The following is a 21,425-nucleotide window of genomic DNA, read 5'->3' as shown; positions in this document are numbered from 1 at the left end:
CTCGCGCCGACACACCGCCGGCTGACATGACCGCTAGACTGGACGAGGTGCTGCCCGAGAGCTATACTGGTGCTGCCGCTCTGCTCCTGGGAAGAGAGTGCCAGATCGGCGCCCTGAGCGTGCTGATCGGCCCGCAGCAGGCATATCTTGCATAAGATGCAAAAGATGCAGGCGATCAGTCAGGGTACAGCCAGACCCGTAATCGTTCCTCGTGATGCGCTGGCGCGGGCGGCGACGCTCGCCTCGCCGACTCGCTCCAGCTCAGGTGAAGCAGAGCTGGACCATTTCTAGCCCCGCCAGGAGCGACCTTGAGCCATGAGTATCCAGGTCCTCGCGCTCTTAGTCTGTGCCGGCCTCATGCACAGCAGCTGGAATCTCCTGTCGAAAGAGGGCAAGGATCGACAGGTCTTCATCTGGTTAGCGATCTGCTCCGCTTCCCTGCTCTGCTTTCTGCCGTTTCTGCTGCTCTATCAGGCGGTGTCGCCCCATGTCTGGCCGCTGATTGCTCTTTCGGCAGCGCTGGAGGCCAGTTACTACTTGCTGCTAGGGGCGGCCTATCGCTACGGCGATCTCTCGCTGGTCTATCCACTGGCACGTGGCAGCGCCCCGTTATTCGTGACTGTGATCGCCCTGCTGGTGCTGGGTGAGCGTCTATCGCTTATTGGGGGTCTCGGTATCCTGTTGATTGTAAGCGGAATCTATGTGATACACTTGCGCACCTTCGCCTGGCGCGAGCTGACTGCGCCACTGCGTCGGCTGCGCGAACCGGCAGCGTTGCTGGCCCTGCTCTGTGGTTTGAGTATCGCCGGCTATTCGACGGTCGATAAGGTGGGCCTGCGCTATGCCGCGCCTCTCACATATATCTACCTGGTTTTTGTGATCTCGGCTCTCTATCTGCTTCCTTATATGCTCCTGGCCCGCCGTGCAGCGGTGCAAGCTGAATGGCAAGCCCACGCTCCGCGGATCGTGCTGGCGGGTGCCCTGGCCCTACTCTCCTACTTACTGGTCCTTTTCGCACTCCGGCAAACACAGGTCAGCTATATTGCTTCAGCGCGCGAACTCTCGGTTGTCTTTGCGGCTTTGATGGGCACGGCCATCCTGCATGAGTCCTTTGGACGGCAGAAACTGGTTGGCTCGCTGCTGATCTTCGCTGGCATTCTGTGCATCGCCTTGCAAGCATGAGGCACAGGGGAATCCGCAATGAGGGAGCAGCGAGAGCGTCCGCTGAAGCGTGGTGCTGGCTCCCGCCGCTCCGCAATGGCAAGCGCTTAAAGTGGCTAGCGATGACCCCTAGGAGCAGGCCACAGCGTAGGGGGTACGATAGGTTACGCCGCGGTCGGTTGTATTAACTGGATGATAGACGAAGCGGTTGCCAGGACGAGGATTGAGGTAGCCGGCTTTCTGGACCAGGGCCGGGGCATCGCCGACTTTGGCAACCAGCACAGGTGAAAAGGCCCAGTTGTCAGCAGGATCGAGCCGCCCGATAAAGCGCCCCAGAGCGCGATGCTCCGCCTCGACAGTGGCGATCTGGGCGGCAATCTGCGCCAGGTCTGGGCGATTCTGCTGGGCCAGCTCGCGCACCGCTGAGAGGAAGGCTGAGTCAAAGACTCCCTCTAGCTGCTGCTGCGTCTCAATGAAGAGGCGCAGATTCTCAAAGGTCTCTTCTCCATGAGGAAAGCTGAACTCGCTGGTGAGGACATCACCGCCCGCCTGAGCAAAGAAGTTTTCGTGGATCTGTTCTTCGATAAGGGCCGCCTCCAGAGCGGCAATCTCACGCCAGGTGAGGCCGAGACGATAGGCGCGTTGCAGCCCGTTGCTGTAAAAGGTCACGGCCAGACGCTCGGCGGTACGAGCGATGGTAAAAATATCCTTGATAGGCGTCACACAGCTATTGCTCGCCGCAGGGGCGGCATGAGCCGCCTGGCCCAGGAAGGCGCTGCTGACTGCCGCAGAGAGAGCAGTCCCCAGGCCAGCTCCGGTGACCGCCCCCAGGGCTACCCCTTTCAGAAGAGCGCGCCGGGCCGCTTCCGGCTGCTGCATTTCCGGCGCTGGCATATCTGTCATCTCATCCATTGTTCCATGCTCCTTGCGTCGTTCTCACTTTGTTCTGCGCTGTCGGTGGATCGGAACGATCGAGCGAAGAGGAGAAGGAAGCACAGGCCAATGCTGCCACGAGCCTGCTCGCCCCAGTCGGCGAGAGGAGACTGTGAGGAAAGAGGGCGCTACTCATGCACCCCTCACCTGAGCAGGCAGGTCGAACCACAGTGGGCGCTCCCGACCAGGGTAGCAGAACAGCTCGGGACAGAGCTAATACCTGCTATCTTTCTCCTCCTCGCATTGCATATACGCCAATTTGGCTCACTTAGATTACTTCCCTCCAGAGACACTAGCGCCTTAAAGGCTGCAAGTACTACTGAATAGGAGTTATCCATTATCCATGATAATTTGTCTGAGAACTGATTAAGGTACCGAGGGCAACGACTGGGCCTTTTGGCGTATTAAGACTAGGCTGAGGACCGTTTTCAAGACTGATGGCGAGGCTGTCGTAGCCGGCCAGCGGGCCTTGAAAGTTGAGAGTGGCCACGCCATTTTTGACCGTCAGCAGACCAATACTGGTTGGGCGCTGATGACGCAGGAGCCAGCCCTGATAGACATGGGTGCCCTGTAAAGGGGGAAGTCCATAGACTACGACCACGGTGACCTGTTGGCGGGGAAAGTACATGACCTCTCCACGGGCAGAGCTGGCCAGAGCAGTGCCACGGAGCGAATAGACCACGGGTGCTTCCGGGCTGCCTAGCAGCGCTACCTGCTGCTGTAGATGGCTGAGCTGTTGTTGCAACGAGATATTCCAGGCCAAGCTCCCGCCCAGGAGCGACAGCAACAGGACGGCCACTGCGGCCAGAGCGGCCCAACGCCAGCGCTTACCTGCTCTCTGCCGAAAGCGGCTCCCTGCTTGAGCCGGCGAGGCTGGCTGGATCTGGCTCAAGCGCTGCTGTTGAGCTTGCTCTTCGATGCGCGCGAGAATGCGCTCCTTCACGCGTGGTGAGGGTTCGACCGGAGGAACGGTGAGGGGGAACAGCTCCACGACGCTGCGCAGCTGCTGTAGCGCACGAGAGCACTTCGGACATTGAGCCAGATGCTCATCGGCGGCACGTCGTTCCTCTTCTGTTAGCGCGTCAAGGGCATAGGCGCCGGAAAGCTCTTCGAATTCCTGGCAGTTCATAAGGGGCTCCGTCTCCATTGCTCTCTTCCCGGGGCAACCCGCTCCATTGTATTGTAACGCTCCCTGTCAGCGTGCCAAGCTTGGGCCACGTGGTCTCTGTCTGCAGTGCTAGTCTTGCCCTTCAATGAGATTGTCCGCCTAACGGCTAGCCGCTCCCTCCTCTTCCAGCGGCGGGGCCAGACTGGAGAGAGGGAGATCGCTGTGGCCTGTCATGGACAATAAGCAAGGCAAGCGCCTGACGTGGGACCTGTGCAGCGGGCAACGCCACAGGATAGATGGGGCCTGGCGAGCTTCTATCTTGCCTGCCTGAATGCAGGGCGCTAGCTTTCAACAGTACCGAGTCGTTCGAGAATGCTGCGCAGGCGCATCAGGCCCAGGCGCATGCGAGCCTTGACCGTTCCCAGGGGAAGGCCATAGGCCCGGGCAATTTCGGAGTGGGTCCAGCCCTCGAAATAGGCCAGCTCAATGACCAGGCGCTGCTCGCTGGAGAGCATCGTGAGTGCCCTCCGCAGCTGCGCCCCCTGGACAGAGCGCCAGACCGCATCCCAGGCATCAGCAGTGACCATTCCCTCGCTGATGACAGCATCTTCCAGGGGCATCCCACGCAATTCAGCGTGAGTGCGCAGGCGACGCAGGTGATCGATCGCCCGGTGGCGCATGATCGAGATCAACCAGTTCTGGACCGAACCCATGCGCGATGAGTAGCTACCGGCGTTCTGCCAGACCGCCAGAAAGGCTTCTTGCAGCAAGTCCTCGGCAACCTGATGATCCTTGACCATGCGGTACGTTACTGAATAGAGCAAGCGATGGTAACGCTCATAGAGCATTTCCAAAGCCCAGACTACGCCGAGGGAAATCGCCCGCACGAGCGTCTCGTCGCTCAGCTCTTCAACAGGGATGTGCGGGGGCCTCGCCCTGGGCCCAGAGCTAGAAGCCTTCCCACCGGAACCCTGCCCCTCCTTCTTCCCCGATGCACTCATTGCACTTCACGGTCCTCGTCGCAAGCAAAAGATCCAGAGGCCACTACAGAGGCCATTATAGGCATGATAGCAAGTTATTAAGCTACGCCGCCTCTCTATCACAGGCTCTGTCTACGATGGATACGCAAAAGATGGCCCTCTGGATCTCTTTACCTGCCCGCCCGCCAGCAGTCAGGGCCAGGGAACCGGCTCCTAACCACAGCGCTGAGCGCGCGCGAAAGAGTGAAGTAATCCGTCAGCCCCACTATCACGTAGCCCCTTTGCAGAAAGGAGGTTCTGCCTCATGAGACAGTTTGATCTTGCTCGTGGTTTCGCTCTGGTTATCGGGATTGTTTTCTTGCTAGTTGGCATCCTTGGCTTCATTCTGAACCCGACCGATGGGGCGCTCCTGGGCATCTTCGCGGTCAATATCGAGCACAATCTCATCCATCTGCTCGTAGGTATTCTGGGCATCGCGGCGGCCTTTACAGGATGGTCGCGCCTTTACGCTCAGATCCTGGGAATTGTCTACCTGCTGGTCGGAATTCTAGGGTTCATCCCGGGCCTTGCTCCCGACGGAATGCTGCTCTCTCTCGTCCATATTAATCTGGCCGATAATCTGCTCCATCTGATTGTCGGTGCCGCCGCAGCCATCGTTGGCTTCCTACCAGTTGGTCGTCAGGCTCTGTCGGGCGAGAGCTACGGTAAAGCGCGTTAATCTGCCAGTCCTGTCCTGATCTGGTGGCCTGCCACCCGCAGGCTACGGCTTGCTTCCCTCCATTGAACGAGCAGGCCGTGCACGGGCCAAAGAGTGATCTCCAGGCTCGCGCACGGCCTGCCTGCGCCTCTAAGAGCAGCGCCCAGCATAGCGCTGTTCTTTCTCTCTGCCTTTAACCCTGCCCCGTCGCTACAGGCGGCAGGGCGTCCCTTCTATTCCTCCTATCCGCTCAGCTTCCAGCGGCACGAGCGGTGAAGGTGATCGAGATCGTCACCTGGTTCTCAGAAATGGCAATGTTGGCGAGATTCGGTGGCTGAATGCCGAAGTCAGTCATATAGATCGTCGTCGTCGCCGTGCCAGTAATCGTGTCGCCGCTAAGCTTGCCCTGGACATCAAATTCAGTGCGGTTGGTCTGGCCATGCATGGTCAGATTACCGATAAGCTTGAAATGCACGTTCTGTCCATCGCTATAGTTAGCGGGCAAACCCTGAGCCAGCACGGAGACAAAGGTTGCGTAGGGATATTGATCGGTCTGGAGAGCATTACGCTGCACATAGTTGTCGCGTCGTGGCGAATCGGTCTGCAAGGTTCGCAGATCCACAGTGATCTTCATGTTGCCAATGAGCGGCGTGGGATCGGTACGCACCCCAAAGCTGCCCTGGACCGCATGAGTAGTGCCGATGACCTTGTTATGCGGCTTATTCTCGATAATGAGGTTCTCATAGACGCTATAGCTTGCCGTAGTCTGATCGGGCACAATCTGGAAGGTGCGCAGCCCCGGGATCGTGGTCGGCGTCCCTGTGACGCTGATCGGTCCCGCCGCCTGATGCGGCTGATTGACGCTACTGGCAAAGTGCTGGGCATAGACCAAGAAGCTGCCGACAAGTACGGCAACAACTACCACCACGAGCACAACTGCAACGATGATGCTCTTCCTCTTCATAGTTCCTCCCTGTGAAAGCAATATTCTATCATCTACAATTGACCGGCCCTTTATCTTTTACGCTGGATTGCTGCATTGTTTACAGGACCAGGAGAAAAAAACTCCCTGCTGGAGAAAGCTCCTCCTTAGCGACTGAGGCCCGTTTCGCGCGCATCTGATCGCTGGCCAGGAGCTGTCATCTTGTGGTATGCAGACTGGTGCTGTAGGACCTCAGATCGCGCGCTGCGAGCTAACGGCAAGCTGAGTGTTGCAACGGTGCCTTGATTGGGTACGCTGGTCAGCGTCAGTTGCCCACGGTGAAGTCTGGCAATGCTACGGGCAATTGAGAGGCCCAGCCCGGTGCCTCCCGCCTCGCGCGAACGTGCCTTGTCGACGCGATAGAAACGTTCCCCCAGGTGTGGCAGATGTTCTGGTGGAATGCCGATGCCAGTATCACAGACCTCCAGAATGGCTCTTCCATCGCGCTCTAGCGTACGGATGAGGACGCTGCCGCCTTGGCGATTGTACTTGAGAGCGTTGTCCAGGAGGACCAGAATGGCCTGTTCGAGGAGGAGGGGATCACCAATTACATATGGCTGGTCATGGTGCTCTTCTTCTACCCGAATGGCCCGCTGCGCGGCAAGCGCGCGAATGCGCCGCGCTCCATTATGGGCAAGGGTCCCCAAGTGCATGACCTCATGTTCGCGATGCAGCTGGCCGCTGTCGAGACGAGCCAGAGTGAGCAGATTGTTAGCGATGGCTGCCAGATGGTTGGTTTCTGTGACAATATCCTCCAGGAGAGCCGCGTCCTCCCCTTGCAGACGGTCGTGACTGCGTAGCAGTACTTCAGCATCGGCCCGGAGGAGTGTGAGAGGCGTACGGAGTTCATGCGAGGCGTCAGCGATAAAGCGTTGCTGATTAGCCCAGGCCAGCCGCGCTGGAGCGAGGGCCCGGTTAGCCAGGAAGAGGCCGCCGACTCCTGCCCCGAGCAAGCTTAAAGCCCCCAGACACAGGAGCAGGATCAGGAGCAAAGAGAGAGCATTTTCCTGGGCCTGGATTGATTCGCCTACCAGCACCACGCCGGAGACCGCAGAGCCGTCGCTGCTGGGTATGGCAACAGCATAGCGGTAGATGGCACCAAAGGAGTGGCCGCCGTCAACGATGTCGCTGGCGCTACCCTGCTGGACAGCCTGTTGCACGAGACTGCCACTGATCAGACCTGGCGGAAGCTGATCATCGCTGCCGATGAGAGGATGGCCCTGAGCATCAAAGCACAGCACCCATTCCATGACCGGGCCCTCTTTGCCAGGCGCCGGAAAGGGACTGCCCGGCATGGAAGAAGTACAGGCGCGGTCAAGATGCCCCGCGAGCCATTGCTCGGCATGCATGCGAGCATGCTGCTGGGCCGAGTCTTCTAGCGGCTGCAGGAGAAAATAATTGGCTCCAAAGTAGAGCGCAACCCCGAAGAGGATCAGCGCCGCTCCCAGGACGCTGCAATACCAGAGTGTCAGGCGCGTGCGTAGACCGCGGAAGAGGCTCGCCCCCGCTTCTTCAACCAGCAATCGGCGACCTGATCGTCTCAGGAGGCCGCTTATCCATCTATAGCCTTGGAACATAGCCCTATCCTCGCTTATCTGCCGCTCTCCCGCGCTTCGATTTTATAGCCCACACCACGCACAGTCTTAATCAGAGGATAATCAAAACCTTGATCGATCTTTTCACGCAAGTAGTGGATATAGATATCTACGACATTGGAGAGAGCGTCGATGTCATAACGCCAGACCGCATTGATAATCTGTGTACGGCTCAACACCTGACCGGGATGGCGCATCAGGTATTCGAGCAGGGCGAACTCCTTGGCTGTCAGCTCAATAACCCGCCCTGCGCGGCGCGCCTCGTGACGTACCAGGTCGAGAGTCAGGTCGCCAACGGTTAGCTGCAGGTTATCGTCGAAGCGACGGTCACGCCGCCGCAGCAGAGCATTGATGCGAGCCAACAGCTCAGCCATTGCAAAGGGTTTGGTGAGATAGTCGTCAGCTCCCACGTTGAGGCCGGTCACCCGATCCTCAATGGCTCCGCGCGCCGTGAGCATCAGCACTGGTGTGGTGACGTGCTCGGCCCGCATCTGTCGACAGATCTCCAATCCATCGATTCCCGGTAGCATCAGATCAAGGATGACAACGTCGTAGGTGTCGGAAAGTGCTAGATCAAGACCGCTCTGACCATCATGAGCCAGATCTACCGTGTGCCGCTCTTCCTGCAGCACACGGCGCAAGAGATAGGCCAGGCGCTTCTCATCTTCAATGACAAGAATATGCATGCCTTCTTCCCCCGAATGCTCGCGTTTGCCAGCGCAGCAGAGAGCGGTTCATGCCACTGGATTAATACCTCCCTGGCCTCGTCCCTCCCGCCAGTTTCGCCCAGAGGCCGAAGGGGAGAGACTGCCTGGAAGCACAGAGGAAGAGACCAACGGCTGGTTCCCGGAATCTGCCCTTCCTAGGATAGCAGCTTTTTATGAGAATTTGATTGGAAAATTGTGGGAGCTTTGTTAAGCTCAACTGCCACCAGTCTCCGGGCATGCCGACTGCTTCGCTCCAGACAGAAACGCTGAACCGGGACAAGCCGTGTTTGTTTCTGGAGTCTCTCTTGCACTGGGAAGATGGCGCCTGCTGGCCGGCGTCAGCGAGAAGAGAGGCGTGACTTTTTGAAAGTTCTGCCGTCTCTCTCTTGCGGTGGTGGACATTTGCATCCTCTCTATCATAAAGATGAGAGCAGCCTGACAGGCTCTTTTCCGTAGCCATCTTCTTTTTGTCCAGGACCTGAGCTGCCTGGAAGATCACGACAGAGGCAGTGTCAGAGAAGAAGCAGAACCGACAGCTACTCATGCATACGATCAAAGGAGGTTATAGAAATGCCAGATCGTCCTGATGAACAGACGACCGCAACAGCTACGGCTGCGCCGCAAAGCTCGATTCGTGGTGTGGCCCCGGCAACGATGGGGCGCGGGGTGGAGGCAGTGACACCGCAGGGAAAGACCTCCATTGCCGACAATGTGGTGGCGAAGATTGCCGGCATCGCGGCCCGCGAGATTGAGGGCGTCCATGAGCTTGTGCCCTCCGGCGCGGGGGCAGCCATCGCCGGTCTAGCCAGTCGCGTCACCGGAGGAGATACACGCTCCCTTGGAGTCAACGTCGAGGTGGGTCAGCAGGAGGCAGCCATCGACCTGAACATGGTGGTCGACTACGGCGTGAGCATTCCTCAGGTGGCGGCGGCGGTGCGCCAGAACATCATTAATCGGGTGGCGGCCATGACCGGCCTGACGGTGAAAGAGGTCAACATTGCCGTGACCGACCTCTACTTCCCCGAAGAGCAGGCACGCCAGAATCAGCCACGCGTGCAATAGTGGAGAGGATGGCCAGGGGTATGACTGAGCAGCAAGCGGCCCCGACGAGCCTTGACGATCTCTCGCTGGCGCGGGCAGTGGCAGAGGCGGTCTGTCAAATCCCAGCGGTGCTAGAGCTAAGCGCGGGTCGCTTTGCCCGCGAAGGTACCTATGGCCCCGGTGAGTTTGTGCGTGGGGTTGTCTTGAAACGCCCCACGCCCGACTCGCTGGAGGTCGATGTCCGCGTGGTACTGGCTGAGCAGGCTTTACGCAGTAGCCCTGCGGGCCGGCGCGATGGTCATCATAGTAACAGTGGTGGCCTCCCACGTCCAGGTGGCGGCGCCAGCGCTCAGCTTCAGCAGCGCCCACGGGCACGCAGCTCTAGCAGCAATCAGGTTTCCCTCTTGGATTTGGGCGAGCAGATCCGCACCGCGATTCAATGTGTGCTTGCCCAGGCTGGGCAACAGCCTGCACGGACGATTAATGTCTTTTTCGACGACGTGCGTTAAGGGCTGCCTGGGTGACGCGCTCCCACTCTCCTCCCTTGTCTGTTCTCCTGCTTGGCGAGTGGGAACGCCGTTTCCCTCTGCTTTTTGAGGAAGTGCTATGAGAAATATATTCAATCGTCTGTTGATTGTGCTCTTGAGCCTGGTGGCTTTGGTAGTGGGAATCGTGCTCATCTTGTTGGAAGCAGGACTGGTCACCGCGGCGCAGGTCAGCCCGAGTGGCTTCTTGCAGCGGCAATGGGAGTTCTTGAGCCATCTTAACCAGGCCGACGCTACGACCGCAACTCTGGTGGGAATAGGTCTGGCGCTGGTTGGTCTGATCTTGCTCATCGTGGAGCTGCTGCCAGGCAAACGCCCACCCGCTCAATTTGTTATTGAACACGATAGCCGCGGCATGGTTGCTGTGACGCGCAGTAGCGTGAATGAGCTGGTGCGTTATGTCGCCGGGACGGTGCCAGGTATCCTGGAGACTCGGGGAGCAGTGCGCCAGGAGCAGCAGGGCTTGCGCGTGCACGTTCAGGCCGCCATCTCTCCCGATGCGGCAGCGCCAGAGGTAGGGAGGACGCTTCAAGAGAAGCTGCAACAGACCCTTCAGCATCACCTCGGCCTGCCGGTAGCCAGGGTAGAGATTGCTACACAGGTCGCCTCTCCCGGGCGGGGGAGACGTGTCCGCTAAGGAAGGTGGCGGAGCAGTTCCTTGCCTGATCAGACAGACCGGCGGTCAGCTGGCCGCCGTGGTCGGCCTGTTAGCCTTGGACAAGGCACTGTCTCACGCGCTGAGATGCAATGAAAGGAGGAAGTGAGAAGATGACGGCCCGTACCTTAGGCCTGGTGCTAGGCTTTGCTCTCGGAGTCGTTTGGGTAGCCTTTGGCTTTGGGGCTGCGCTCTTGGTTGCCGTGCTCGCCTTTCTGGGCTGGCTGGTTGGCGGCATTGCCGAGGGCCAGATCAATGTGGTGGCCCTTTGGGAAGATTTGCAGGGACGCCGGCGCGATCTGATCTGAGGCGAGCCAGGCCGATCATCCGTCAATTGATCGGCTGATCGCTCGTTCACTCTCTTGCCCCATCCTCGACTCTGCCCTGGCATGGCCGCCAAGGGATGGCGCAGCGCCTGCTCTCTCCTTTCCTCTGCCTTCACTCCTGACCTGGGTCCCTGCCTGACCTGACCCACTCAGCCAGGCAGAACTGGATAGGGTAGGAGCAGGGTACAAGCAAGGAATGAGACAGGCCATCTTTCCTGATGCAGGCGGTCATGCCTGCTCATTAGCAGGTGGAATACGTCCTTGGACGAGAGTATGCTTAGCGATGCCGCTCTGGTAATGCGCTGCCAGCACGAATTGCCTGAGACTACTCGCAGCTTCGAGGAGCTGGTCCGGCGCTATACTCAGCGCATCTATACCCTGGTCTTTCGGATCGTCGCCAACCGCGAAGAAGCGGAGGATATCACTCAGGATGTCTTGCTCAAGGCTTACCACTCCTTGCCCCAGCTTAAGCATCCCGCCCAGTTCTCAACATGGTTGTATCGCATGGCGACCAACGCCGCCCTGGATTCGTTGGAGCGGCGTCGGCGCCACCCCTGGGCTGCACCCATCGAGCAGGCGTCAGAGCAGGCTCAGCCATCGCCAGCAGCGGCGGTTTCCCTGGCCCATCCAGAGGAACAACTGTTGCGAAACGAGCTGAGAGACTGTATTAATACTGTTCTCTGCACTTTGGAGCGAGAGCAGGCTCAGATCCTTGTGATGCGTGAGCTGGAAGAGCTGAGCTATGACGATATAGCGCGCACGCTCGACGTGAGCCTGGGCGCTATCAAAATGCGTCTGCATCGGGCCCGGCTGGCCTTCCAGCGCCTCTTTCTTAAGCTCTGTAGCCATTATGCGCGGGTGGTACGTTCCCGCCCTCGGCCAGGGCGTTCGGGGCAGCAGCGTCCCTCGCAGCAGACTCAGCCGCTTCCGCGGCAGCGGCAGAGAAAAAAGGAGCAGCCATGAATTGTGACGAACTGCGATCCCTTCTTCCAGAGTTGGTCGACGGTAGCTTGTCTGCAGCCCAACAGGCGGAGGCACGGGCGGCACTCTCCGTCTGTCCTGATTGTCGGCGCGAATTCGAGGTCGCGCGCCAGGTCCATGCTTTTTTCCAGGTCTTGCGGCAGCGTGAAGGAGCGGTTCCCGTCTCCGTCAATCTGGAGCGCCGTGTTCTGGCCCGTCTCCATCAAGAGCGCTGCAGCCTGGAGCTGCTCGACCTTTCTGCCTTGGCCCTGACCACCTGGCTCAGAGAGCTGCTGCACATGCTCGGCGCCTTCCTGGTCCCAGACTGGGAGAGTAACGAGGGCTCTGCTGGTGTGCAGGTCGAGCCGGGGCCTTGATAAGCCAGCCGTCCTGTGCTCCTCGACTTCGACGCCTTGCTTGTCTCGACTTGCCCTCCTGTCCGTCTGTCTGTCAGACTGATCCTTCGCTTCAGGTCTGAGTCGGAGCCGGACTGATGGCTTCGGCTCCACGATGAGCCAGACAGGGCAGACCGGACAGCGAGGGGCAGCTGTGTTGTGATGCCAGTTCCGTACAGATGGCCTTTATGAGCGAGCGCTCTGATCTGATTTAACCTGGAAAGAAGAAGGGAGCAATGAACATCCAACCAGTCATTGATAGTCTGAGCAAGACACTGCTGGAGATCGCTTCGTTCGTTCCTCGCCTGATTAATAGCTTGCTGCTGTTGGCCATCGGCTATGTGCTGAGTCTGCTGGTACGCTGGGGACTGCGCTTTCTGCTGGAGCATGTGGGAGCGCAGCAGCTTGGGGAGCGCCTCGGCTTTGCCGCATTCTTACGCCGTTTTGGTCTCTCTCCTTCGGTGCCACGCTTTCTATCAAACACTGTTTTCTTTTTTCTGCTACTGAGCTTTTTTACTTCGGCTGCACGCCTGCTGGAGTTCGTTAGCCTGGTTGACTTTCTAGAGGCTATTCTGCACTTTGTGCCGCGGGCCATCAGTGCCGCCCTGCTCCTGCTGCTGGGCGGCCTGGGTGCGCGTTTTCTGGCCGCAACGGTGGCGGCTCTAGCACGCAGCGTCAATATTGCCTACAGCCGCCTGCTGGCCTCGTTAGTGGAGTATGTCCTGCTGGCCTTTCTGGTGATCATCGCTATCTCGCTGCTCGGCATTGATACAACGGTGCTCACGACGAGCTTTACGATTCTGCTGGCGGCTCTAGGTCTGGCTATTGCTCTAAGCTTCGGCTTCGGCTCACAGGAAGCAGCGCGCAATATCATCGCCGGCTACTATATTCGCCGTCACTTTTCTTCGAGTCAAGAGTTGCGCTTCGGCAGGTATCAGGGGCGTTTTCAAGCAACGTCGGGCATGTACACCACCCTGGAGGTTAGTGACGAAACGGGTCAGACCCGCTTGCTCTCGATCCCGAATACGCTCCTTTTGCGCCAGATTATTCTGGGTGGGCCAGCCGGCCCAGCGCCTGGAGTTGCTGAGACTGCAGGCCCACAGGTAGGAGAGCCGGGGTCATCGTCTGCCCCTGGCACGGCTCCCTCAGCGTCTGATGCGGATAATGAGAGCGAGCGGTGAGAGGGTGGGCATGAGCAGACCCGAGAAAAATCCACAACGAGCGAAAATAGTGGCATAATGAAGAGCGTTATGACCTGGATTCAGATCGCTCGGGTAAAGAGGAGTAGCCACAATGGCTGGAACGTTTCCAGAGGAGGGACCTCCCGCCAGAGGTCCTTCTATCGAGCAACTGCTGCAGGAGAGTCATACTCGCGAAATTATCGATCAGAGTCCTGACTGCATTAAGCTGTTAGATCACGAGGGTCACTTGCTCTGGCTCAATCAGGGCGGTATCCGCGCTTTGGAGATCGAGGATGTCGCCAGCTGCCTCAATAGCGAGTGGGTGACTTTCTGGTCGGGCGAGGGGCGCCTCCTGGCCGAGCAGGCTCTGGCAGAGGCCCGCGCCGGACGAGTGGGGCATTTCGAGGGCTTCTGTCCAACCATGAAGGGAACCCCCCGCTGGTGGCAGGTGACAATCACGCCTTTTCTTGATCATGAAGGGCGCATCTCCTGTTTGTTGGCAATTTCACGCGATATCACAGAGCGCAAACAGGCCGAGGCGGCTCTCAAGGCCAGCGAAGAGCGTTTCCGCAGTCTGGCTGAACACGCTCCTATTATTATCTGGCAAACCGATACGACGGGGGCTGCTCTCTATTTCAATACGACCTGGCAGCAATTTACTGGCCGCCCCGTAGAGCAGTGTCAGGGCTGGCAATGGACCGCGGCGCTCCATCCGTCCGATCGCCGACGAGTGCTGGAGCACTGGCAGATGGCCTTGAGCGCCCGGCAGCCTTACGAGACCGAGTTTCGCCTCTTGGGAGCCGATGGCGAGTATCACGATATGCTGGTTCGTACCACTCCTTACAACGATGCCAGCCTCCAGTTCGCTGGCTATATCGGCACTATGCTCGATATCAGCAAGCAAACAGCACTTGAGCGCCAGCGCGATGCTTTTTTGAGCCTGGCCACTCATGAATTGAAGACGCCGCTGACGGCCTTGCTGGGTAATATTCAGCTTGCGCGCCGTTTGCTGCAACGGCTAGCACGCTCGACGGAGTTGGATGAGGAGACACGCCTCCAGCTCCTTGAGCAGGCTCAGGGCCTACTAGAGCGCGGCGAGCAACACCTACGCCGTCAGAACCGTTTGATCAATGATTTGCTGGAGATGTCACGCAACCAGGATGAGAGGCTGGAGCTGCGCCTGGCCCACTGGGACCTGGTGGAGATTGTGCGCGAGACAGTCCAGGATTTGCAGCTGGCTTTTCCGCAGCGCGTGATTACGCTCAAATTACCTGAGAAGGAGCCTCTTTTTGTTTATATCGACCGCGATCGTATCGAGCAGGTGGTCCATAACTATCTCACGAACGCGCTGAAGTATTCGCCGCCGGAGCAGCCGATCGAGGTGGGGATAGAGCGCAGCGCTATTGTTGCGCGCTGTTGGGTGCGCGATGCGGGCCCGGGTCTACCCGATGAGGCTCGCGGGCACATCTGGGAGCGCTTCTATCAGGTGCCTGGCATTCGCCCCTATCAGAACGCCGGAGCCAGCCTTGGGCTGGGCCTGTACATCAGTCGGCGTCTCATTCAGCAGCAGGGCGGCGAGGTTGGTGTTGAGAGCTGCGAGGGAGTTGGCTCGACCTTCTGGTTCACCTTGCCGCTGGCTGCGCCCACCGAGGGGACCAGCCAACCTACACAACAGACAGAGAGCAGGGAAGGAGCCGCTTAGGAGGACACGCTGTCAGCCTCCCGAAGAAAAGCGGCTCCCTCCTTTTCAGCTCCTTTCCTTAACGGATCAGATAGGGGAGGCGAATGGCGCCATCGAGGCGAATGACCTCGCCGTTAAGCATTGGATTCTCGACAATGTGGCGGGCTAGCAGAGCATATTCTTCTGGTTTGCCCAGCCGCGGCGGGAACGGCGCCTGCTGCAGGAGGGAGACGCGCGCCGGTTCAGGAAGCGCCGCCATCAGCGGTGTGTCAAAGATACCAGGAGCAATAGTGACAACGCGAATGCCATTGCGCGCCAGGTCGCGAGCGACAGGGAGCGTCATACCGACAATCCCCCCCTTGGAAGCCGAATAGGCCGCCTGGCCAATCTGCCCATCGAAAGCAGCTACTGACGCTGTATTGATGATGACTCCGCGCTCACCTTCAGTGTTCGGCTCGTTATTGCTCATGACCTGCGCTGCCAGCCGCAGAGCATTGAAAGTGCCGATCAGATTGACCTGGATGACACGAGTGAAGGCTTCAAGGCTATGAGGACCGTGCTTCCCAAGCGTGCGCTCGGCGAGGCCAATGCCGGCACAGTTGACAAGGACGTGCAGGCCGCCGAAGGCCTCTTGAGCCTCTTTGAGAGCAGCTTGCACTGAAGCCTCGTCGACAACGTTGGCTAGCACAAAGCGCGCCGCAGAACCGATCTCCTGGGCGAGTTTTTGGCCACCTTCACTGTTAATATCGGCGATGAGCACACGCGCACCGCTCTGGCTAAAGAGCCGCACACAGGCCGCCCCCAGTCCGGAGGCGCCTCCCGTCACCATGACGCTTTTGCCACTGAGTTCCACGTTGATACTCCCTCGTCATTGCTTTCACACGTTGGTCGTGGACGCCAGGCCGAGTCGGTGCTCCCTCACCTCACCGCCTACTCTTCTGCTCCTTTCATCCACCTCACTTCATTTTTCACGCTATAATGGGCTTATACCTTGCAAGGTTCTGATACCTGCCGGGTAGGGAGGTGAGTCGAGGCTTAAGGGCCTCAGCAGGGGCCGGCCCCGCCTCTACGCTGGCCTGGCATCCGTTGCCCTTTTATAACTACTACTATATCACGCCAGGACCAGAAGGCGGGTCCAGCAGCACGCCGGGATTGAGCAACCAGCGCGGATCGAGTGTTTGCTTGGTCGCGCGCAGGGCCTCGGCAAAAAGCATGGGCCGCTCACGATCGTACCAGGGGCGATGATCTCGTCCAACGGCATGATGGTGGGTAATCGTCCCCCCATGCTCGGTCACAGCATTCAGGGCCGCGCGCTTGATCTCCCAGAACTGCGGTACCAGAGCTTCCTTCTTCCCAAGGGCGCAGAAGGTGAAGTAGGCTGCCGCCCCATCGGGATAGACATGCGTTAGGCGGCAACTGACCCAGCCGGCCTTGCCGGTCACTTCGCGAATAGCCTGCGCAGTAGTGAGGCGTACCTGCTCATACAGGCGAGGAAAGCGCTCCCAGGTCACAGCGGTCTCAAAGGTATCCGAGATGATGCCGCGCGCCGTCATGGCCTCCCGATACCAGGGCATGCGCAAAAAACGCTGGCGCCAGCGGCCAGCAGATCCCTGACGATGGCTTTCCCCCTGGCCGCTCTCGCTCGCCTGCGACTCCACGACCCCCCCATAGTCGGCACACAGTTCAAGCGCACGCCGTAGCCAGGGATCAAGCGCATGGTCCGCCGACTCAAAGGTCAGCACCAGGAACGCCTGCGTGCCATTGCCCAGGCCACTGCCCAGGCTCTCCCAGGGGTCAAGCAGGCGACAGTTCGCAGGATAAAGACCGGCCTGAGCAATGGCACGCACCGCCTCGCTGGCCTTTTCGAACTCCTCAAAGCGCACGCTGGCCGAGGCACGAAAGCGCGGACGCCTCACAATGCGCACCCAGGCGCGCGTGATTAGACCAAAAATACCTTCAGAACCAAGCCAGAGCCGCAGCGGGTCGGGCCCAGCCCCCGAGGCAGGGAAGCGCGGTGAGACGATCAGTCCGCGCGGTGTGACCAACTCGACACTCTCGACCAGGTCGTCGATGTGCGTCGCCAGGGTTGCAAAGTGGCCACCAGCGCGCGTAGCGATCCAGCCCCCGAGAGTCGAAAACTCAAAGGACTGAGGGAAAAAGCGCAGCGTCCAGCCGCCGGGCCGCAGCTGCTCCTCCAGCACTGGGCCGGCAGCGCCAGCCTCGATCAGCGCCACCTGTGATGCTTCATCTATGGCCAGCACGCGCTGCATGCGCGTCAGATCAATAGTCAGCACCCGTTCCGCCACTGGCGGTGGTTCGACACCGCCTACGACGCTCGTGCCTCCGCCAAAGGGGATGGCGACAATATCCTGGGCATAGCACCAGTCGAGCAGGGCTGTGATCTCTTGAACGTCGCGCGGATAGGCCACCACATCGGGTGGATGAGAAAAGTCGCGCGCAAAGGCGCGGGCAGAGTCGGGGAAAGAAGCGCCATAGGCATGGCGCAGTCGTTCATAGGGTTCCGTAGTACAAATGGCCGCGAGCTGAGAGGGAACGCTCAGGCGCGGAGGAGGCAGATCAACCTCTTCCACCGTTGGCGGCGGGGTGACCTCGAATTGCTCTATGCCGAAGAAGGGCGCCCATGTCCCTTCTAGCCAGTTCAGTTCCTCCTCACTGAGGATGTCCCCCTCATAGCCCCAGCCCCAGAATTTGCGCCGTCTCGGGCTCATGCTTCTGCTCCTGACGCAGGAAAGGCTGGAAAGCGGGCGGGTTGGCAAGCCCAGCCCCCTTCTCTTGATTGTAGCACATAGCCTGTCCCAGCCCTTTCTGACGTTCCGTCAGCGCTGCCCAACCAAGAGACCAAGCAGCAGAGCAGCAACCACCACGAGCAGGATGGCCAGCAACAACGCTACGCCAAGTGGATGGCCTAGATTAACAGTCCAGCCCATTCCTAAGCGCCTTTCTACAAACAGCGCTGGATCATCGCGGTTGATGTAAACCAGGCCTCCTTTCCAGTAGCGATCGTCGTCGCGCGCCACATAGTTTGTGCGCAGGGCGTAGACCTGGGAGGGCCTGGCGCGGACCAGATAAAAGACCATCAGTCCCCCCAGCCCAAGGAGCAGCATCAGCAGCAGGACTACCATGAGCATCACATTGAGATTCGTTGGCGGAATGATCTGCGTGAGCAGTAAGAGGATCAGCAAAAAGCAGAGATTCACGATCCCCAACACAGAGGCCAGCAGATTGCGTAGGGCCTGCTGCCTGCGCTGCCGATCGCGACGCGCTTGCTCTGGGTCAGCAGGGTCGAGCTGCCGGCTCCTCACAGGCAGCGCGAGCGCCAACCCAAGGAGCAGAATATTGAGCGCCAGGGCAAGCAAGGAGAACAAGAGTAGCTCCTGCTTTCCGCCCCAGCGATTCACCTGACCGTCAGGGCCAAAATGAAGGGGGATGCGCTCCGGCAGAAGCGGATAACGTACGACCGTCACAACCCAGAGCGCCACCAGCAGCAGGAGATCCAGCCCAAGCCAGAAGGGCGAGGGCCAGCTGCGCTGCTCGGAGACTCCAACCTCTACCGCAACCGCCTGGCGCAGACCGGCATACCAGCCTTCCCGCTCTTTGATACGCCGGAGCCTCAGATTTAGCAGAGCGTAGCTGATGCCCGCGATGGCAACTGTCCCTAACAGCACACCGAGCATGGCCCAGATCTGCCCCCACAGCGGTAAGAAGAAGGCCACTAGCAGGAGGACCAGCAACCCGGCCAGCCCTGTCAGCAGGAGCACCCGGTGATAGCATTGCCGGGACTGCGCAATCACCGGTTCGTTCACATGCGTCGGCGGGACACGCACGCCGAAAGGTAAGGTTGGCAAGGCTAGATCCGGCCAGAGCCAGCAGATCATGACTAGCCAGATGAGCATGAGAACATTGATACAGGTGTAAAGAGCATTCATGGCTTCTACGCTTTTCCTTCTTTCTCCTTCCTGCTGAGCTAGCTACCGATCGGGCTGTTCGTGATCAGTCAGTGTAGCCAGCACGCGCTGACAACGCACCAGAATCTCTTCAGCGGGCAGCCCCTGAGCGAGCGCCTCCGCCAGCAGCGTGCGCAGGCGCGCCTCCCAATCCTCGGCCAGGCGACCGCGTGGCTGGACCACCGCCCCCGTCTTGCGCCTCACCTGCAGAAAGCCCTCGCGCTCCAGCAGCTCGTAGGCTTTGTTGACAGTGTGCAGATTAATGCCGAAATCGGCAGCTAACTGCCGGATCGATGGCAGCCCCGTCCCCGGCGGCAGCTCGCCGCGGGCAATTCCCTCAACGATCTGATCGCGAATCTGTTGGTAGATCGGCTTCTCGCTCTCGGGTTCGATGAAGATCAACATCGCCAGCTCGCCTTGACTTTTTGTTATATCTATTATATAACAAATAGCACAAAGAGGCAATCCCCAGGTTGACAAGGGGATGAAGGAAAGGAGAAAGAGCGCCATCATGGAGAAGAGCCAGCGAACAGGAATCGTCGTTTACCTGCTGATCACCTTCGTAGGGGCCTGGCTCTGCTGGAGTGGTTTGGGCATGCTTACGAGAATAGCCGTCAACAGCCCCTTCTTTCAGCTGATTCTCTTGCCCGGCGGTTTTATGCCAGCCATCGCGGCCTTGATCGTGCGCTTGTGGGTGACACGTGAAGGACTGAGCGACGCTGGCTTGCGGCTCTCGCTGCGCGGAGGAAAGTGGCGCTACTACCTGATTGCTCTTCTGCTACCGCTCATTAACACGAGCTTGATTGTCAGCGCTAGTTTACTTCTTGGCATAGCCAGGCCAGATTTCACCCTGCAGCATTTCCTCAAGCTCTATGCTCCCACGGTTCGCACCGGGCCTTTGCCACCGGCCCTGTGGCCTGTGTTGCTGCTTCAATTACTGATCTCAGCTGTGATAGCCACACCGGTACTCTGGGGCGAAGAATTTGGCTGGCGTAGCTATCTGCAGCTGCGCCTCTTCGTGGGACGCCCCAAGCTAGCAGCTATTGTCACGGGGGTGATCTGGGGTTGCTGGCATCTGCCCCTGATCTTCATGGGCTATGAGGGCTACCCTAATCCCTGGTGGGGGGCGATGCTGTTCATCGTGTTCACGATCGTGCTGTCGATCATCTTCGGCTGGTTGCGCCTCAGCAGCGGCAGCATCTGGGCTAGCAGTCTGGCCCATGCCGCCACCAACACTATCGGAGGGAGCCTCAGCGTGATGCTCTTCGCCGGCAACTCGCAGTTCTTCGTAGTTGCCTACAACGGGGTACTTGCCATTCTCCTGCTGGGCTGTCTGGCCTTCTGGCTCATGCTGAGCGGTCGTCTCAAGGCGGGCCTGCAGACGAAAGCGGCCCCTGCCTGAGCAAGGGCGTGTCTGGTAGCTAGAAAACAACGAGAGAGAGCCAGCCAGTGACACAGCCGGTGGTGGTCGCCTGACCGTGGCTGGCTATGTCCGCGGCTTGCCCTCTCCGCACGCATAGCAGTAAGCAGTGCGCTTAGATAGCGGGAACTACATCCCCACAGGCAATGATATCGCTATTGGCCTCCACCGAGGCCCCGCTAGCTTGATAGAGGACTAGATACCAGCCACTGGGAGGAATGGCTTTGATCCCTCTCACCGTCAGACTGCCATCGGCCTCGCCACGCGCATTGGCCTTCAGGGGCTGGAGATTATAGAGCGACTGCCCCATGCTGCTGCAGCTGCCAGCATGCAGCTGGAAATCATGGGTTGAGTCAGGAGCCAACCCGCTGACGGCGACGTGAATAGTGAGGATGCGCCCCTCCAGGCGAAGCTGAGCCTGCCCCTTGATAGCCTGGTTGGGGGCAATATCTTCGCCCAGGGCCACAGTGACCTGTTGCCGACTCTTGGGCGAGGAACTCGCTGGATTGCTGATGTCGCCACAGGAGATCGATTGAATCTGAGCCGCAGTAACGGCAGTCGGCCCATTGTGGACGTTGATATACCAGCCAGTCGCGGGAATGCCCTCGCTCTCGCCCTTGAAGACAGCGGTAATACTAGCCTGGCCATGCTCGTCGGCACGCAGCATCGGCAGGGGATAGACAACCGGCCCCGGGCGCTGACAGCTCCCTTTGTGAATGTGCGCCGGATGACTGGTGCCCGGCACTAATCCCTGCATACTGACTTTAACAGTCAGGCTGTGATCCTGGGGTGTCCAGATCAACTGCGCCGTCCCCGTCGGCATGTGCTTAAAGACGACACTGGCAAAGGTGGACGCCACCGCTGTTCTGTTCGGCGCCGCTCCGCTGGAAGGGGTGGCGGCTCCACAGGCCACCAGCACAAACAGCAGCGCTAGCCCCCCCAAGGCACCAGCCCAGGCGGTAGCTCTCGGTTTGAAAGCGCCCATCTTGCTTCCTCCTTTCATGACAAAAATGTTTTTCAACTATATAAGGATATTATGGTGCTTTACTCATAATTAGATTATAATAGTCTATACAATATGAAAGATATCAAA

The 21,425-nt window shown here is 59.1% G+C and carries 23 protein-coding genes; 12 read left to right on the top strand and 11 right to left on the bottom strand.

The genetic code is table 11. The features are described from left to right. The first annotated feature begins 147 nt into the window (after positions 1–147). Complete coding sequence (locus IRZ31_RS04615) at positions 148–291, top strand: hypothetical protein (RefSeq protein ID WP_297150201.1); 144 nt, start codon at positions 148–150, stop codon at positions 289–291. A gap of 24 nt (positions 292–315) precedes the next feature. Then, positions 316–1,182, top strand: a complete 867-nt coding sequence (locus IRZ31_RS04610; protein WP_297150199.1) for an EamA family transporter — start codon at positions 316–318, stop codon at positions 1,180–1,182. 108 nt (positions 1,183–1,290) lie between these two features. Here IRZ31_RS04610 and IRZ31_RS04605 read toward each other — a convergent pair whose 3' ends face one another. From IRZ31_RS04605 to IRZ31_RS04595, 3 genes are all read right to left on the bottom strand, one after another. Continuing rightward, entirely contained in the window at positions 1,291–2,073 is a 783-nt protein-coding gene (locus IRZ31_RS04605) for a ferritin-like domain-containing protein (RefSeq protein WP_297150196.1), read from the bottom strand. A gap of 358 nt (positions 2,074–2,431) precedes the next feature. After that, complete coding sequence (locus IRZ31_RS04600) at positions 2,432–3,223, bottom strand: anti-sigma factor (RefSeq protein WP_297150194.1); 792 nt, start codon at positions 3,221–3,223, stop codon at positions 2,432–2,434. Positions 3,224–3,543: 320 nt separating this feature from the next. Next, positions 3,544–4,089 carry a sigma-70 family RNA polymerase sigma factor gene (locus tag IRZ31_RS04595; protein WP_297150191.1) on the bottom strand — a complete coding sequence of 182 codons (546 nt, stop codon included), beginning with the start codon at positions 4,087–4,089 and terminating at the stop codon, positions 3,544–3,546. A 397-nt stretch (positions 4,090–4,486) separates the two neighbouring features. Here IRZ31_RS04595 and IRZ31_RS04590 point away from each other — a divergent pair, with 397 nt between their 5' ends. Further along, on the top strand, positions 4,487–4,900 hold the full coding sequence (locus IRZ31_RS04590; RefSeq protein ID WP_297150188.1) for a DUF4383 domain-containing protein: 414 nt from the start codon (positions 4,487–4,489) through the stop codon (positions 4,898–4,900). 229 nt (positions 4,901–5,129) lie between these two features. On the opposite strand, the gene IRZ31_RS04585 is transcribed toward IRZ31_RS04590, so the two are convergent. The 3 genes from IRZ31_RS04585 to IRZ31_RS04575 form a co-directional block, all read right to left on the bottom strand. Next, positions 5,130–5,843: a YceI family protein gene (locus tag IRZ31_RS04585; RefSeq protein ID WP_297150185.1), complete on the bottom strand. Its 714-nt coding sequence runs from the start codon at positions 5,841–5,843 to the stop codon at positions 5,130–5,132. 125 nt (positions 5,844–5,968) lie between these two features. Further along, positions 5,969–7,438 (bottom strand): ATP-binding protein, encoded by a 1,470-nt coding sequence (locus tag IRZ31_RS04580; RefSeq protein ID WP_297150182.1) that lies wholly within the window; start codon positions 7,436–7,438, stop codon positions 5,969–5,971. Between the two features lie 14 nt (positions 7,439–7,452). Further along, a complete protein-coding gene (locus tag IRZ31_RS04575) occupies positions 7,453–8,142 on the bottom strand; it encodes a response regulator transcription factor (protein WP_297150179.1) in 690 nt (229 codons plus the stop codon). Between the two features lie 591 nt (positions 8,143–8,733). Here IRZ31_RS04575 and IRZ31_RS04570 point away from each other — a divergent pair. From IRZ31_RS04570 to IRZ31_RS04535, 8 genes are all read left to right on the top strand, one after another. Continuing rightward, positions 8,734–9,225 (top strand): Asp23/Gls24 family envelope stress response protein, encoded by a 492-nt coding sequence (locus tag IRZ31_RS04570; RefSeq protein ID WP_297150177.1) that lies wholly within the window; start codon positions 8,734–8,736, stop codon positions 9,223–9,225. A 20-nt stretch (positions 9,226–9,245) separates the two neighbouring features. After that, positions 9,246–9,713: a hypothetical protein gene (locus IRZ31_RS04565; protein ID WP_297150175.1), complete on the top strand. Its 468-nt coding sequence runs from the start codon at positions 9,246–9,248 to the stop codon at positions 9,711–9,713. A gap of 97 nt (positions 9,714–9,810) precedes the next feature. Continuing rightward, positions 9,811–10,386: an alkaline shock response membrane anchor protein AmaP gene (gene amaP / locus IRZ31_RS04560; protein ID WP_297150172.1), complete on the top strand. Its 576-nt coding sequence runs from the start codon at positions 9,811–9,813 to the stop codon at positions 10,384–10,386. A 131-nt stretch (positions 10,387–10,517) separates the two neighbouring features. Beyond that, positions 10,518–10,712 carry a hypothetical protein gene (locus IRZ31_RS04555; protein ID WP_297150170.1) on the top strand — a complete coding sequence of 65 codons (195 nt, stop codon included), beginning with the start codon at positions 10,518–10,520 and terminating at the stop codon, positions 10,710–10,712. A gap of 279 nt (positions 10,713–10,991) precedes the next feature. Continuing rightward, the gene (locus tag IRZ31_RS04550) at positions 10,992–11,693 is read left to right on the top strand and encodes a sigma-70 family RNA polymerase sigma factor (RefSeq protein ID WP_297150168.1); all 702 of its coding nucleotides are present in this window, start codon (positions 10,992–10,994) and stop codon (positions 11,691–11,693) included. Next, positions 11,690–12,067 carry a zf-HC2 domain-containing protein gene (locus IRZ31_RS04545; protein ID WP_297150165.1) on the top strand — a complete coding sequence of 126 codons (378 nt, stop codon included), beginning with the start codon at positions 11,690–11,692 and terminating at the stop codon, positions 12,065–12,067. Before IRZ31_RS04550 ends, IRZ31_RS04545 begins: the two co-directional genes overlap by 4 nt. Positions 12,068–12,321: 254 nt before the next feature. Next, the gene (locus IRZ31_RS04540; RefSeq protein WP_297150162.1) at positions 12,322–13,266 is read left to right on the top strand and encodes a hypothetical protein; all 945 of its coding nucleotides are present in this window, start codon (positions 12,322–12,324) and stop codon (positions 13,264–13,266) included. Between the two features lie 112 nt (positions 13,267–13,378). Further along, positions 13,379–14,968 carry a PAS domain-containing sensor histidine kinase gene (locus tag IRZ31_RS04535; protein WP_297150161.1) on the top strand — a complete coding sequence of 530 codons (1,590 nt, stop codon included), beginning with the start codon at positions 13,379–13,381 and terminating at the stop codon, positions 14,966–14,968. Positions 14,969–15,026: 58 nt separating this feature from the next. On the opposite strand, the gene IRZ31_RS04530 is transcribed toward IRZ31_RS04535, so the two are convergent. From IRZ31_RS04530 to IRZ31_RS04515, 4 genes are all read right to left on the bottom strand, one after another. Beyond that, positions 15,027–15,800 carry a 3-hydroxyacyl-CoA dehydrogenase gene (locus IRZ31_RS04530; protein WP_297150157.1) on the bottom strand — a complete coding sequence of 258 codons (774 nt, stop codon included), beginning with the start codon at positions 15,798–15,800 and terminating at the stop codon, positions 15,027–15,029. Positions 15,801–16,053: 253 nt separating this feature from the next. Then, on the bottom strand, positions 16,054–17,676 hold the full coding sequence (locus tag IRZ31_RS04525) for an FAD-binding oxidoreductase (protein ID WP_297150154.1): 1,623 nt from the start codon (positions 17,674–17,676) through the stop codon (positions 16,054–16,056). 108 nt (positions 17,677–17,784) lie between these two features. Continuing rightward, entirely contained in the window at positions 17,785–18,894 is a 1,110-nt protein-coding gene (locus IRZ31_RS04520) for a DUF1648 domain-containing protein (protein ID WP_297150151.1), read from the bottom strand. Positions 18,895–18,936: 42 nt separating this feature from the next. Further along, on the bottom strand, positions 18,937–19,317 hold the full coding sequence (locus IRZ31_RS04515) for a GntR family transcriptional regulator (protein WP_297150148.1): 381 nt from the start codon (positions 19,315–19,317) through the stop codon (positions 18,937–18,939). Between the two features lie 106 nt (positions 19,318–19,423). Between IRZ31_RS04515 and IRZ31_RS04510 the strand changes: the two genes are divergently transcribed. Next, positions 19,424–20,314 carry a type II CAAX endopeptidase family protein gene (locus IRZ31_RS04510; RefSeq protein ID WP_297150145.1) on the top strand — a complete coding sequence of 297 codons (891 nt, stop codon included), beginning with the start codon at positions 19,424–19,426 and terminating at the stop codon, positions 20,312–20,314. Positions 20,315–20,447: 133 nt separating this feature from the next. Here the strand turns inward: IRZ31_RS04510 and IRZ31_RS04505 are convergent, their stop codons facing one another. Continuing rightward, complete coding sequence (locus IRZ31_RS04505; protein ID WP_297150142.1) at positions 20,448–21,317, bottom strand: CHRD domain-containing protein; 870 nt, start codon at positions 21,315–21,317, stop codon at positions 20,448–20,450. Positions 21,318–21,425 lie beyond the last annotated feature (108 nt).

It is taken from the genome of Thermogemmatispora sp. (assembly GCF_019683635.1).
Lineage (GTDB): Bacteria > Chloroflexota > Ktedonobacteria > Ktedonobacterales > Ktedonobacteraceae > Thermogemmatispora.
Note: the sequence above shows the minus strand (reverse complement) of the source record. Positions and strands in the feature narration are given on the sequence as shown.

Coding starts and splice junctions, on each gene's coding strand:
- IRZ31_RS04525 (WP_297150154.1), bottom strand. CDS start 17,676: ATGAGCCCGAGACGGCGCAAATTCTGGGGCTGGGGCTATGAGGGGGAC.
- IRZ31_RS04580 (WP_297150182.1), bottom strand. CDS start 7,438: ATGTTCCAAGGCTATAGATGGATAAGCGGCCTCCTGAGACGATCAGGT.
- IRZ31_RS04590 (WP_297150188.1), top strand. CDS start 4,487: ATGAGACAGTTTGATCTTGCTCGTGGTTTCGCTCTGGTTATCGGGATT.
- IRZ31_RS04510 (WP_297150145.1), top strand. CDS start 19,424: ATGGAGAAGAGCCAGCGAACAGGAATCGTCGTTTACCTGCTGATCACC.
- IRZ31_RS04555 (WP_297150170.1), top strand. CDS start 10,518: ATGACGGCCCGTACCTTAGGCCTGGTGCTAGGCTTTGCTCTCGGAGTC.
- IRZ31_RS04565 (WP_297150175.1), top strand. CDS start 9,246: ATGACTGAGCAGCAAGCGGCCCCGACGAGCCTTGACGATCTCTCGCTG.
- IRZ31_RS04545 (WP_297150165.1), top strand. CDS start 11,690: ATGAATTGTGACGAACTGCGATCCCTTCTTCCAGAGTTGGTCGACGGT.
- IRZ31_RS04575 (WP_297150179.1), bottom strand. CDS start 8,142: ATGCATATTCTTGTCATTGAAGATGAGAAGCGCCTGGCCTATCTCTTG.
- IRZ31_RS04515 (WP_297150148.1), bottom strand. CDS start 19,317: ATGTTGATCTTCATCGAACCCGAGAGCGAGAAGCCGATCTACCAACAG.
- IRZ31_RS04520 (WP_297150151.1), bottom strand. CDS start 18,894: ATGAATGCTCTTTACACCTGTATCAATGTTCTCATGCTCATCTGGCTA.
- IRZ31_RS04610 (WP_297150199.1), top strand. CDS start 316: ATGAGTATCCAGGTCCTCGCGCTCTTAGTCTGTGCCGGCCTCATGCAC.
- IRZ31_RS04535 (WP_297150161.1), top strand. CDS start 13,379: ATGGCTGGAACGTTTCCAGAGGAGGGACCTCCCGCCAGAGGTCCTTCT.
- amaP (WP_297150172.1), top strand. CDS start 9,811: ATGAGAAATATATTCAATCGTCTGTTGATTGTGCTCTTGAGCCTGGTG.
- IRZ31_RS04605 (WP_297150196.1), bottom strand. CDS start 2,073: ATGGATGAGATGACAGATATGCCAGCGCCGGAAATGCAGCAGCCGGAA.
- IRZ31_RS04505 (WP_297150142.1), bottom strand. CDS start 21,317: ATGGGCGCTTTCAAACCGAGAGCTACCGCCTGGGCTGGTGCCTTGGGG.
- IRZ31_RS04540 (WP_297150162.1), top strand. CDS start 12,322: ATGAACATCCAACCAGTCATTGATAGTCTGAGCAAGACACTGCTGGAG.
- IRZ31_RS04585 (WP_297150185.1), bottom strand. CDS start 5,843: ATGAAGAGGAAGAGCATCATCGTTGCAGTTGTGCTCGTGGTGGTAGTT.
- IRZ31_RS04600 (WP_297150194.1), bottom strand. CDS start 3,223: ATGAACTGCCAGGAATTCGAAGAGCTTTCCGGCGCCTATGCCCTTGAC.
- IRZ31_RS04570 (WP_297150177.1), top strand. CDS start 8,734: ATGCCAGATCGTCCTGATGAACAGACGACCGCAACAGCTACGGCTGCG.